Raw genomic sequence first — 10,974 nt, 5'->3', positions numbered from 1 at the left:
GCTCCTTCGGTTGATCAGACTTCGCGGCTGTCGACGAGCTGGAAGAGACCCGGCGCTCGCACGCGGCCTTCGCACACGTCGCAGTCGCAGTTGTGCAGGCAGGTGCCGCAGGCGGGCTCGTCGCAGTAGGGGTCCGGGCCGTGCCAGTTGTGGGATGGGTCCGGGTCGGGGCAGCCCCACGCTTCGCAGCTTCGGTCCTTGGCCCACGTCGGATAGAGGATGTGTTCGCGGCGGCCGAGGGGTCCGTGCACGAGGGGCTCGCCGGGGCACGGGAATGTCGAGCGCTGGGCGGAGGCTTCGTTGAGGAAGGCGGCCCGGCAGCGCAGGCACTGAAGGCGCTGCTCAGGCCGCTTCCGGAGTGCGTGCTTCACGCTGCGGTGGCCAGTTCGAGCGCAGGGGCACCGAGCCGTTCCGCCGTCTCGTGGGGCCACAGTGTGACCGAGTTCGAGCGGGTGGGAGCGCTACCGGGCTCGTCGATGTAGAGGCGCCATTTGGTTACGCGCCGCCCCCAGTCCTGAACGGTGACCTGCTTCGGTTCGACCAGAATCACGCCGGTCCGGGTCACGGTGCGGCCCATGGTGTTGTTGCCCGTGGCTCTTACCTGTTCCCCGGCCTGGAGTTCGGCGATCGGTACGGTCCCGGTGCTGGCCGCCGCCAGCGGCTCGACCGCGGAGACAGGCTCCTCCGGTTCTACGGGCGTGGGGGCGGCCGGCCGCTGAGCGGCGGCGAGTATCTCCAGGTCGCCGAGGGTGCCGAGCTGTTCGCGGAGTTCCTCGATCACCTGCTCCAGCTTCTCGGCCTCGGCGATCTTCTCCTCGATGGCACGGAGCGTCCTCGTCGTACGGCTCGGGTTGCGTTCTTCCGCGTACGTGACGGCCTGGTCGTACATGTGGAGCGGGTCGGCGTAGTGGACTTCGAGCACCGCACGGAGTGCGACCCGCGTCCGCTGGGTTCCCGCGTCGGACATCTCCGAGCGGCGCCAGTCGTCGGTCTTCCTGCGGAAGCTGAACCGTTCCGCGTCCTCCGGCCTTGTGATGTGGAAGAGGTTCGTCTCGTCCAGGTCGATGCCGTTGATGGTCAGGTGGGCGGTCCGGTTGGAGTACCTACCGGAGCTGACGAACGCGTTGACGTCGCTCGGCAGGAGCTCGAAGCCCTTGTCCGCGTCGTTGGTGAATTGCGGCTGGAGGTGGATCAGGCCCTTCATGCGTGGCCCGGTGATCTCGTAGGAGGTGGTCCACGGGCGTTCGCGCTCGGGTACTCCGTCACTCGCCACGCGGCGGACGGTGACCTTCCCGTACTCGGTCTCCACCTCGGCGGTGGCCTTGCTGTTCATGTGACTCTCCTTCGCTGATGAGGGGGCGGCCGGGTGGCCGTAGATGGTGCTGAGGTAGGTGCGGAGCTTGGGCTCCCATGGCTCCTTGAGGAGGGAGCCGATCACGACGCCGCCCATCGGTGGGGCGACCACATCGCCGATCTGCTGGGTGCAACTCGACCGGGAGCCGGTCCACGGGTAGCCGGGCTGGAAGCCGACCAGTAGCGCGGCCTCGTCGAGGCTGAACCGGCGGTCCTTGTCGTGCTCCCAGTACCAGCCCCGGATCTTCGAGGTGATGCCGGTGGCGGGCTTGTCGGCGCTCCAGCAGTTCCCGCCCGCCGTCTTGCGGACGCCTCGGGTGTTGACGCGGATACCGGTCGGCCAGCCCAGGGCCTCGGCCGCGGTGGTGGTCGGGATCGGTTCCTTCGGCGTCAGGGCGGCCATGTCGACGTAGGAGTGCCTGGCGGCCATGAGGAAGGCGCGCTTCCTGCGGCTGGCGAGTCCGTAGTCCACAGCGTCCAGGACGCGGTACTCGGCGCTGCACCAGTCCGCCGACCACAGCTCTTCACGTATACCGTCGAGGATCGTCTCGGGCAGGGACGAGCTCTGCTCCATGGCGAGCCAGCGAAGGTTGTCCCACTGGGCGGTCAAGCTGAGCGACCAGATCAGCACCTCGGCGATCAGGCCGATCCGTTCGTCGGTCAACTCCGCCAGCGGTGCCCGCGCCTTGTCCAGGGTGAGCAGGGGGCCAGTGAAACCGGCGTACCCGTCCCAGTCGGGGTGGCCGCAGATGAGGCACTCGCCGTCTTCCCACTCGCAGGGACCGGAATCGTGCCAGTGCCCGAACGTCGCCTCGAAGATCGTGGTGAACACGTCCAGGAGACGGTCCTGGTTGCGTGATTCCAGCCCGGCCCGCTTTCCGGCCGGGGTCCAGCATTGGCAGGGAGCCGAGACGATCAGTCCGCTCACCCAGCGCAGTGCCGGGTGCTTGGGATCCAGGGACCGAACGTCGGCGATGATCCGCTTGAACCCCGCCGTGCGGGCGGTGGCCGACGCGTCCTTGTGCACCTCGACACCCACGGTGTCCAGGTCGTGCTGGAGTACGTCGCGCACTCCGGCATCCCAACCACCAGGACCAGCAAAGAGGTTGACCACTCGGTCGGGTTCTTCCGGCTTCGGGGGGAAGAGCCAGCGCACCGGCCAGGGCGCCGCAAGCTCCTCCAGCTCCTCGGGCGACAAGAAGTCGAGGTCCGGCTCCTCGGGCGTGCCGAGCGCCCCGGCCGTGTCGAGGACGAAGGGGGCGGCGAGCATCACTCGGCCTCGTCGTCGAACAGGCAGTCGTAGCCGAGGCAGTCACAGAACATGAACTCGCACCAGAGCCCGCCGTATCCGCACAGGTTGCAGACGGCCCACTCACGGACGCTGAGCCGGACGGACAGGGATATGCGGCACCGGGGGCAGCCCAGATGGCTACGGCTGTTCATGCGGCAGCTCCCAGCAGGCCGTAGCGGGCACGGTCTCCGGCCGGCATGGCGACGGGCGAGAACCAGTCGAGTGGTTCGTGCTGGTTCCTGAGTGCCTGGACGGCGAGGTGATCGGCGGCTTCCGTCCGGCCCGCGAGCTGGGCGTGCTGGAGTACCTCGTCGAGAAGGGCGTTCGGGTCTACACCTTCGGGGTTTCGGGCCCACTTCATCTCGTGCGAGAAGTGGATGGTCGGCTGTGCCTGTCGAATGTGGGCGGCGGCTCGGCCTCCGCCCCAGGTGACGGCAACGTGATAGGTGTCGTTCGCGAAGAACCGGGCGTCCGAGGCGTTGAAGCCAACGGCGCCATGAGTAGTGCTCATCGTGCGTATCCTTGGAAGCGATGCTGGCTGGCATCATCAGGCGGAGGACACCACTCCTCCGCGACCCGCCTCACCAGCGGGTTTCGCCGGGCGCCCACCCCCGCCGCTTCGCATGGCAGGGGTCGGGCGCTTGTGCCTCAGTAGGTGTTGACGACCTCGACGACTTCCTTCGACTGGATCTCGGAGAAGGCAGGGACGAGCTCGTACCACTCGTTCTCGTTGTCCTCCAAGAAGTCCCGGAGGGCGTCGTCGTCGGAGACCTCGCCGTCCTCGTCGAGGAACTCCTCGGGTACGTCGATCTCGATCTCGACATCGCCGTGCGTGATCTCTTCGACCGTGAACTTGATGGTCTTCTTCATGACGGTGGCTCCCAGGTGGATTCGGATGCGGCAGGCCGCGCAGGTCAGGTCTTCGTCGAGCAGCTCGGGCACGTCGCTGCACTCCACACAGGCGTGGGCATACAGGCCGGCCGCGGTTTCGAGGTCAGCCGATGTCGAAGACATAGACACCGCCCCCAGGTGCGTCGATCGAGGAGTAGGCGCCGGTGAACAGCTCCACGGCTGCGCAGTCCCAGTCGATCCCGTTGAACGGCCAGCGGGTCAGGAGCTGTTGCTCCTCGCTGGTGAGGCGCTCTTCGGCCCGCTCGCGGGCGAAGTCGGCCTCGCTGTCGTGCTGGCCCCGGAACTCGTCCCGGAAGTGTTCGAGGTCCTTGGCCAGGTCGCCTCGGCGGTCGCCGTACTCGCTGAACCACGCGGCGAAGGGCGCGCGTTCGTACGGCGGGATCTCGCACAGGGTCTCGGCGATCTTCGCGGCGTGATGCGGTGAGCATTCCCCCTCGATCACGCCGAGGAAGTTCTCGTGGTCCATGACCCACAGCTCGTCATGGTCGGTCGGTCGACCGTGGAGGTCGCCGCCGTCCACCAGGTCGGCGGCGTCGGCCTCGTACCAGTCGCCGACCAGGCGGCCTGCGTTGTAGCAGGCCAGGCACCCGATCCACACGCGGGGCGTGTCCAGGCATCCCAGGGTGATCATGTGGTCCTCACTGTCGATGTGGGCTGGCTCATCAGGCGGGGCACACCACTGCCCCTCGACCTCCTTCCGGAGGTTTCGCCTTGTCGGTCGACTAGATTTCGGCGTCTTCGATGACCGGGCGGACGCTGCGCCAGCGGGTGACGCCCATGTCCTTGCTGATGCGGTCGGAGTTCGCCTGGAGGCTCCGGGCGCACTCGGCGCACAGGAACCCTTCGAAGGTGACTGAGCGGCTCCACGGGCCACGCCTGCCGGTTGCCGGGCCGCACTGCTCGCACTGGCCGCCGCCCCGGATGTGTTCGAACACCACGGTCTTGAAGCCGGTGTGCGGGCTGGTCGACCGCACGTAGGAGTGTGTCTGCCGGGCGGCAGTTCGGAAGGCGTGCCGGAATCCGTAGTCGAACCACGTGCCGCCGTGCCGCCAGGTGTCGCAGGCGTCACCGTGGTCTTCGGGCTTCTCGTGCTCGGCGTCGCAGATGTAGAGGTCGTACGGCCAGGTCACCAGTCCACCCCCAGCGTCTTCAGAAGCTGATCGACGGTGGCGTACTCGGCGTCGGAGGGAACGCGGAGTTCTTCGTCGGGAATCATCTCGACCGGCAGCGCGAAGATGAGCTGTTCTGCCATGTCGGCCAGGTGGCACAGGGTGTGCCATTCGTCGGTGGCGGGGTCGTAGTCCTCGCGCCACTCGCTGACCTCACGGGTGATCTTGAGGATCTCCCGGATGGTCTCCTTGATCTTGTCCATGTCGTCTTTCGGGTACGGGGCCGCCCCGCCCACAAGAGCCAGGGCGGCCCGAACGGAGCGGTGGTTATACGGCGGCCAGGGACTGACGCCGGCCGGAGCCGACACGGGTGTTCGTGCCGAGGTCGGCGCGCTCCCCCGCCGCGATGCCCTCATGCCAGCCAGAGCCGGTCAGGCGGCGCTTCGGCGCGGTGCGGATCTTCGGGTGCGCAGCCTTGAAGATGGCCCGGATGGTGTCCTCGCGCTTGGCGAGTACCAGCTCGGCCTTACCGCCGAGCTGTCGGTCCGCCTCGTCAACGGCAGCCCGCTCGGCGACGCCGAGGCGTTCGGTAACGGCGGAGCGGAATCCGGCGAGCCACGTCTTGCGGTAGGCGGTCGTCGGCTCACCCGGCAGGGGACGGCCCTTCTTCATGCCGTTGAACGCCTGGAGCAGGAGGGAGGTGTAGAGCATCTCCGCTCGGTCGAGCACAGACTCGTAGCCGTGCATCTCGACCTTCTGTACGTACTTGCCGGACCGCCAGTCGTAGACCCGCCACCGAACGGACTGGCCGCCGAGCGCATCGACGACCGACATCAGCAGGTTCACGCGGTCGAGCAGGTAGGAACCGCTCTCGATCACGACACGCTTCGTGGGCTTGTCGGTCTCCGGCAGGGACTCCGCGATCATGGCTCGCTCGATGCCGTACTTCGACATGAGATCGGCGGCCTTGGCGAAGTACACCTGGGACTCCTCCGGCGACGCGGCCGGGTCCTCCGCCTTGGCCAGGATCGCGCGGACCTTGGCGAGCATCGGATGAGTCTGCTGGTCGCTGTGCATGTGTACCTCTGGATCTTGTGATGCGGCTGGCATCGTCAGGAAGCGGGCACCACCCCCGCCCCGACCCCCGAAGGGGTTTCGCCTTTCACCTAAAGCGGCTGCTTGATGGACTGCCCGGCCAGGACCGTCGCGAAGTTGGCCATGACGACCGTGGCCAGTTGCTCAAGCTCCGGACCTCCACTGGGCATCGGTGCGCCGAGAATGCGCAGGGTGCTCAGGGAGCGGGCGACAAGCCTTTCCATGTCGTTCGTGTCGACAAGGTCGGCACAGAGGTCGCAGGCACGCCAGTGGCCATCGTTGGTGAGCGGAGTCAGTACGCCGCTATCGCACAGGAGGGCTACCTGTGCCCGGAGTTGGGGCACGTACAGCCATCGAGCGATGGGCATGGAGCAGAAGTCGCACTCGGTCATGTGTCCTCTTCGAGTCGATAGGGGCCGCCTCTCCCAGAGGGGGGATTCACCGGGAGAGGCGGCAGAACAGGGGGAATCAGGCGAACTGGAGCTGTCCGGCGATTGGCGCGTTGAAGTGCTCGTTCGCGAGTTCGCAGAAGTGGGCGTCTCGGTGCTCGGCGTAGATCTCGGCCGTGCGAATCCAAGAGACCTCACCTTCGGATTCCTGGTACTTCAGCTCGTAGAGGTCGTCGTGAGCGTGCTCAGTAATTGCCTCGCGATCCGCGTCGGTGTCCTCGGGGTACGATCGGCAGGCTTCATCGATCGCTTCTTCGAGATTCCCGTTGAACACCTCGTCTTCGAGTTCACCGTGATCCATCTCGTCGAGAAACGGGTACTCGCGCTTGACGAACTCGGCCAAGGCGACTGCCTCTCGAAAGGCGGCCGTGTATCCCTTGCTTTTCCTGTTGCGCTCATAGACCTGGACGTAGAGGGCGTTGGCGCTTCCGTACCAATTCGGGTTGCCGTCGATCTCGGTCAGGTAATCGTCTCTGGTGGCGACACTTTCGAGAAGGCTCTTCGCGACACGGAAGTTGGACTTCGCCGCCAGGTCGGCCGGGTATTCGGCGTAGGAGAACATCTCGACGTGGGTCGGACGGTCTTCGTCACCCCAGTAGGAAGTGCGCCATGACGGATAAGCACGGTTGGAGTCGTCGAGCAGTTCCGCGTACTCGCGGTACGTCTCGTTCGAGATTCCGGATTGGCGGCACATATGGCCTCGTCTTTCGTGTTGAGCGGCTGGCTCATCAGGTCCCGGACACCACTCCGGGCACGACGCCCCGCACACCATGGCGGTCGGGGCGTTTCGCCTGCGGACAGCAACCCCATCAAAATGACAGGGGCTGCCACTTAGCTAAGATCTTGCAATCGGGCCTAGAAATAAGCCACGATCATGTCGTGGTCGTCCACCTCGACGTGGCACTCCGACTCTTCGAACGACACACCGTCTCCCCGGACCTTGAAGTCGAGGAGCTCGGGCACGTCTTCCTCCCGGATCGGCTCGCCACCCTCACGGCACAAGCCTTCGAGAGTGACCTCGACCGTCACCGTGGTCCGATACTTCCGCGCAAGCGGGTCCAGACCGAGCGCCTTCAGCACCTCATCCGCCGCTTCGCGCTCGATCTCGCCATCCTCGAACACCGAGGCCAACTGCTCTCGCACCTGCCCCTTGAGACGGTTCGACTCAGCCCGCACACTGATGGCCTCCTCGCGCCAGTGGTCGCGATCGTCCATCAGCTCACCCATGTCACTGTTCAGCGAGTTGGACAAGCCGGTCAGGAACTCCGCAGCGTCACTCAGGACGCGGTTCTCCACGATCAGTTCGCCCACGATGCCCGAGGCGTTGTCCACGGCACCGGCGAACAGGTCACGCTCTCGTGCCACGTCGAACAGCCGCTTGCGCAGGTTGGCGTTCTGCTCCCACAAGTCAGGGTTGGACAGCACATCCGTCTCCTTCGCGAGGTTCACGCCGGACTTCATCTTGAACGCGTTCGTCATGTGTCTCCTATCGGATAGGGGTCGCCCCTCGGCCGGCCCCGATGCACACCCCACCTCTTGATGGGGTGCTGTCACTCAAGCCCACACACCGGCGCGCTTGAGTCGCAGCACCCCACCGGACCCGAAGGCCCGGCGGGTGCATCCACGTTCACGTTCTGCAATGTGTCAGGCGCACTCGCGCCATCACGTCTCTTCGATCAGTACAGCCAGGCATCCCGCCCCACACGGGCATTCCAGGACGCCAACCACCCGCCCCACATGGGCATTTCAGGTGGCTCGATGGCTGCGAATATTCGCGTTCACTGTTGAGTTCTCAAGGATCGGGCGGTGCCTTTCTGTACCAACCCCTCTCGGGGTGGCCTCGGTCCGGCCGCCCCTGGCCAGTCACCCAGCCAGGCCCGAGTTCGGCGCACTCGGAGCGCTCGGGCACTGCGGTCTTCGCTTCTCGCGCTGACCTTGCCGTACTCCCTGCGACAGCTCGCTTCGCAGAGCGGCCCCCCGCTCCCTCGGGGGTGGGGCACCCGATGCCCGGATGCTGGCGTGATGGTCATTTCCGCCCGGCCTGTCGGCCTTGCGGTGGTTCCGACCCTAGCGGATCTTCTCCGGTCTGCCAAGTTCTCGCATTCACTTCAACTTGACCGCCCTGCCCGGCAGTTGGCGGCGCCGCATCGTGCGGCCCGTTCTCGGTTGCCCGGTTCGGCGTGGTCCCCACCGTAGTCGGCGGCTCCCGTTCTAGTCAAGTTCTCGCTTTCGCTGGAACTCGAAGCGGTCCAGCCCTGAGCTTTGCGCTGTGCGCCTTGCCCGTTGGCCTGTCCGCCTGCCGCCTTGCCTGCCTGCCTTGCGGCCGGTCGGTGTTGGCGACGGGTCAGAGCTTGGCACACGTCGGCGACTCTGCGCAAGTCTCGCAATCGTGGCCGGTTGTCCGCCTTGGGGGGTGCGGGGGGGGTGCGTCGGTGTGCGGCGCGCGAGAGTAGCGGAGACCCGGTCCGACCGTACGGGGTGGGGGTATGACCCCCGGTGGAAAAATTCTCGGACCGCCCCGTTTAGCAGCTCGGATTCCGCCACGGTTCCAGGGTCGTTCCACGACGGCTCTCGGTTGACGCTGGACGGCTTCTTCCCAGGTCAAAGCGGTCAAGAGCCGGGGGTGTCGTTCTCGGCAGGTCGATCCTTGCGCCACTTCTCGATCTCCGGCCTCAACAACGTGCCAATCAGGTCGCCGAGGTAGAGACCTCTCTCGTATGCCATGTGCTTCAGGTCTTCGCGCTCGGCTTTGGCAAGCGTGATGTACTCGGGGGAAGCCTCCTTCCGGTGATGTCCACAGCACAGGGCCCGCATACAGAAGTTCTTCGAGGGCCGGATCTCCTCCGATGTCCACGGCGGGTAACGGTAGCGCTCCAGCTCTTCTGCACAGCGCTGGACTTCGGCGTGCTTCTCCGGTCGCCGTCGAGGGGTGCGCTCATGGCCATAGTGGTGCTGAAACCACTGGCGTCGAGCAGGGTCCTGTATCTCCCGCTGCGCCTGGGCCACGCGGTCCTTGATCCCCTCCGCGGTGCGGAGGGGAAGCAGGTTCCTCGCGAAGAAGCGGATCTCCGGATGGGCGTATTGCAACTTCATGTCTCGCTGCCACTCGGCTGCGCTCTTCCAGCTCTTCCACCTGTTGCACTGGTCGCAGGCCGGCACGAGATTCCACCAGACGTCTCGCCCGTGGTCGCCCGCTAGTGGGGCTTCGTGCTCAAGCGTCTCGGACTGCGCCTCGTTGCAGTACACACAGCGGCGCTGGTTCGCCAGCAAGACCATGATCCACACCCATAGATCTTGGCTCCCCCGGTCTTTCCTCAGCACTTCTTGTCCGGTCGCCGCCATCCCCGCCCCTCAGCCGTTCAACCCGGCGGCATCGTACGAGGAGGCACTGACAACGGCGCCGCCCTCACGTGTGCGGCGCCGTTGGCCTCGTCAGGCCGCAGGAAGCAACAGGGAGGCAACACCTGTTTTCCCCTAATGCCTACGGGAGTTGGTCTATCGTCATGCCTGTGGGCGTCCCCGCAAAGCTGCAACGTCTTCCGCCTCATGCCCGGCGCTGTCAATCAGGCAGAGCCACTTCCAGGAGAACGGGAGGACGTGAGTGGCACAAGGACGCCACCGCAAAGAGGAAAGAGGGTGGGCCCGGCTGCGGCACATCGCCACCACCTTTTTCGTGTCGCTTGCCGGCCGCTTGGTAGCTGACTGGCTGGCTCACGAGGAAGGGTGGTTGCGCTGACCACAGCCGGACTCGGGAACCCTGTGAACGGGCCTGCGTAGGTCCCGTCCTGGGGCCGTCTCGGCCAGGAGGCGGCCCCACCGGGGCGGGTGACAGTACATACCGAAACCCGGATATGCAGCACGCCACCCGCACTCACTGTACCGAGTTGACTCTTATAACTTTCGGGGTTTCCCCCCATGAGTCAAGTTTTATGGGTCACCAACCAGTAGCCCTATGCCGCTCGGGTCTCACCCAGGTACCGGTATCCCGATCGGACCGAGCACCCAAGGCGCTCTGCCAGCGCAGGGCCCGTAACCTTCTCCCCCTCGGCCTTCATAGCGGCAACGGTCTCCCTCACCGCTTCCAGCGGGACGGCCTTCCTGGCACGACCTTGCCGCCGCGGATTGTCCTGTGCCGTCCCGGCCGCTGCCAGATCGCCGGTCAGCTCGTCCGCGAATTGATCAGCCTCGTCCGCCAGCTCCTCCGCCTCCACTGTCAGCCCCTCAACGGCGTTCTTGACACCATGCGCCTTGGACACGAGGAGGCGGCCTTCGAGGTCGAGGGCCTCGGCGAGGTCGACCGTCATGAGGACGAGGGACTCCTCCAGTTCGGCGATGCGCTGTGTGGCAGTCACGGAGGTTGGCGGGGTCGCCGCCATGTGGAGCATGTGTGCCACGACGAGCGGTGGCACGGCGGAGACGAGCGCGACGAGGGCGGCGGAGGTGTGCATGTAGTTCTGCTCAATGAGGTGTGCCACCACCTGCGCTGACAGTGCCAGCCCGAGGGCGATGCCAGCGCCGATCATGGCGGTGCCCCGGCCTGGCAGTGCCATGCGGCGGCGCACTTCGGCGATGACAGCGGCTGCGGCGGCGTAGGTGGAGACGCAGACCGGCATGAGCCAGGCGACCCAGCCGTGCCATCCGGCGGCCCGTGCCATCTGGATCTCACCTGGCACGGACATGGCCAGTGCTGCCACCAGAACGAGCGGCCTGCCAGCCACGAAGACGACCTTGGCGTACCAGGGCATGTGCATGGACGTAGACATGA

General features: G+C 66.0%; 14 protein-coding genes and 4 other RNA genes. All 18 read right to left on the bottom strand.

The genetic code is table 11. The features are described from left to right. Positions 1 to 14 precede the first annotated feature (14 nt). Positions 15 to 371 carry a hypothetical protein gene (locus tag ACZ60T_RS14980; protein ID WP_469666269.1) on the bottom strand — a complete coding sequence of 119 codons (357 nt, stop codon included), beginning with the start codon at positions 369 to 371 and terminating at the stop codon, positions 15 to 17. Beyond that, on the bottom strand, positions 368 to 2,623 hold the full coding sequence (locus ACZ60T_RS14975; RefSeq protein ID WP_469666268.1) for a DNA cytosine methyltransferase: 2,256 nt from the start codon (positions 2,621 to 2,623) through the stop codon (positions 368 to 370). Before ACZ60T_RS14975 ends, ACZ60T_RS14980 begins: the two co-directional genes overlap by 4 nt. Continuing rightward, the gene (locus tag ACZ60T_RS14970; RefSeq protein ID WP_469666267.1) at positions 2,623 to 2,796 is read right to left on the bottom strand and encodes a hypothetical protein; all 174 of its coding nucleotides are present in this window, start codon (positions 2,794 to 2,796) and stop codon (positions 2,623 to 2,625) included. The genes ACZ60T_RS14975 and ACZ60T_RS14970 overlap by 1 nt, the downstream gene beginning before the upstream one ends. Further along, positions 2,793 to 3,155 (bottom strand): hypothetical protein, encoded by a 363-nt coding sequence (locus ACZ60T_RS14965; RefSeq protein ID WP_469666266.1) that lies wholly within the window; start codon positions 3,153 to 3,155, stop codon positions 2,793 to 2,795. The genes ACZ60T_RS14970 and ACZ60T_RS14965 overlap by 4 nt, the downstream gene beginning before the upstream one ends. Before the next feature lie 21 nt (positions 3,156 to 3,176). After that, an RNA gene (locus tag ACZ60T_RS14960) (hammerhead ribozyme type II) lies at positions 3,177 to 3,244 on the bottom strand. Between the two features lie 48 nt (positions 3,245 to 3,292). Then, the gene (locus tag ACZ60T_RS14955; protein ID WP_469666265.1) at positions 3,293 to 3,586 is read right to left on the bottom strand and encodes a hypothetical protein; all 294 of its coding nucleotides are present in this window, start codon (positions 3,584 to 3,586) and stop codon (positions 3,293 to 3,295) included. 52 nt (positions 3,587 to 3,638) lie between these two features. Continuing rightward, complete coding sequence (locus ACZ60T_RS14950) at positions 3,639 to 4,187, bottom strand: antirestriction protein ArdA (protein WP_469666263.1); 549 nt, start codon at positions 4,185 to 4,187, stop codon at positions 3,639 to 3,641. A gap of 17 nt (positions 4,188 to 4,204) precedes the next feature. Beyond that, an RNA gene (locus ACZ60T_RS14945) (hammerhead ribozyme type II) lies at positions 4,205 to 4,268 on the bottom strand. A 10-nt stretch (positions 4,269 to 4,278) separates the two neighbouring features. Continuing rightward, positions 4,279 to 4,686 (bottom strand): hypothetical protein, encoded by a 408-nt coding sequence (locus tag ACZ60T_RS14940; protein ID WP_469666261.1) that lies wholly within the window; start codon positions 4,684 to 4,686, stop codon positions 4,279 to 4,281. Next, the gene (locus ACZ60T_RS14935; protein WP_469666259.1) at positions 4,683 to 4,928 is read right to left on the bottom strand and encodes a hypothetical protein; all 246 of its coding nucleotides are present in this window, start codon (positions 4,926 to 4,928) and stop codon (positions 4,683 to 4,685) included. Before ACZ60T_RS14935 ends, ACZ60T_RS14940 begins: the two co-directional genes overlap by 4 nt. A 64-nt stretch (positions 4,929 to 4,992) precedes the next feature. Beyond that, the gene (locus ACZ60T_RS14930) at positions 4,993 to 5,742 is read right to left on the bottom strand and encodes a DUF2786 domain-containing protein (RefSeq protein WP_469666258.1); all 750 of its coding nucleotides are present in this window, start codon (positions 5,740 to 5,742) and stop codon (positions 4,993 to 4,995) included. Positions 5,743 to 5,762: 20 nt separating this feature from the next. Then, positions 5,763 to 5,826: hammerhead ribozyme type II (locus ACZ60T_RS14925), an RNA gene on the bottom strand. Between the two features lie 5 nt (positions 5,827 to 5,831). After that, positions 5,832 to 6,152, bottom strand: coding sequence for a hypothetical protein (locus ACZ60T_RS14920; RefSeq protein WP_469666257.1), 321 nt, complete (start codon positions 6,150 to 6,152; stop codon positions 5,832 to 5,834). Positions 6,153 to 6,228: 76 nt separating this feature from the next. Then, positions 6,229 to 6,771, bottom strand: a complete 543-nt coding sequence (locus ACZ60T_RS14915) for a hypothetical protein (RefSeq protein WP_469666256.1) — start codon at positions 6,769 to 6,771, stop codon at positions 6,229 to 6,231. A 152-nt stretch (positions 6,772 to 6,923) separates the two neighbouring features. Beyond that, positions 6,924 to 7,002: hammerhead ribozyme type II (locus ACZ60T_RS14910), an RNA gene on the bottom strand. 62 nt (positions 7,003 to 7,064) lie between these two features. Then, positions 7,065 to 7,688 (bottom strand): hypothetical protein, encoded by a 624-nt coding sequence (locus tag ACZ60T_RS14905; protein WP_469666255.1) that lies wholly within the window; start codon positions 7,686 to 7,688, stop codon positions 7,065 to 7,067. 1,131 nt (positions 7,689 to 8,819) lie between these two features. Then, positions 8,820 to 9,485, bottom strand: a complete 666-nt coding sequence (locus ACZ60T_RS14900; protein WP_469666578.1) for an HNH endonuclease — start codon at positions 9,483 to 9,485, stop codon at positions 8,820 to 8,822. Between the two features lie 674 nt (positions 9,486 to 10,159). Beyond that, positions 10,160 to 10,972: a hypothetical protein gene (locus ACZ60T_RS14895; RefSeq protein ID WP_469666254.1), complete on the bottom strand. Its 813-nt coding sequence runs from the start codon at positions 10,970 to 10,972 to the stop codon at positions 10,160 to 10,162. Positions 10,973 to 10,974: the final 2 nt, after the last annotated feature.

The sequence above is a fragment of the Streptomyces sp. NPDC104371 genome (genome assembly GCF_055583785.1).
The sequence above is the reverse complement of the archived record's forward strand: the minus strand, read 5'-3'. Positions and strand labels throughout refer to the sequence as shown.

Bases quoted from the DNA above. Each gene is read 5' to 3' on its own strand.
- ACZ60T_RS14905 (WP_469666255.1), bottom strand. From the start codon at position 7,688: ATGACGAACGCGTTCAAGATGAAGTCCGGCGTGAACCTCGCGAAGGAG.
- ACZ60T_RS14965 (WP_469666266.1), bottom strand. From the start codon at position 3,155: ATGAGCACTACTCATGGCGCCGTTGGCTTCAACGCCTCGGACGCCCGG.
- ACZ60T_RS14915 (WP_469666256.1), bottom strand. From the start codon at position 6,771: ATGTTCTCCTACGCCGAATACCCGGCCGACCTGGCGGCGAAGTCCAAC.
- ACZ60T_RS14935 (WP_469666259.1), bottom strand. From the start codon at position 4,928: ATGGACAAGATCAAGGAGACCATCCGGGAGATCCTCAAGATCACCCGT.
- ACZ60T_RS14970 (WP_469666267.1), bottom strand. From the start codon at position 2,796: ATGAACAGCCGTAGCCATCTGGGCTGCCCCCGGTGCCGCATATCCCTG.
- ACZ60T_RS14895 (WP_469666254.1), bottom strand. From the start codon at position 10,972: ATGTCTACGTCCATGCACATGCCCTGGTACGCCAAGGTCGTCTTCGTG.
- ACZ60T_RS14900 (WP_469666578.1), bottom strand. From the start codon at position 9,485: ATGGTCTTGCTGGCGAACCAGCGCCGCTGTGTGTACTGCAACGAGGCG.
- ACZ60T_RS14950 (WP_469666263.1), bottom strand. From the start codon at position 4,187: ATGATCACCCTGGGATGCCTGGACACGCCCCGCGTGTGGATCGGGTGC.
- ACZ60T_RS14920 (WP_469666257.1), bottom strand. From the start codon at position 6,152: ATGACCGAGTGCGACTTCTGCTCCATGCCCATCGCTCGATGGCTGTAC.
- ACZ60T_RS14930 (WP_469666258.1), bottom strand. From the start codon at position 5,742: ATGCACAGCGACCAGCAGACTCATCCGATGCTCGCCAAGGTCCGCGCG.
- ACZ60T_RS14975 (WP_469666268.1), bottom strand. From the start codon at position 2,623: ATGCTCGCCGCCCCCTTCGTCCTCGACACGGCCGGGGCGCTCGGCACG.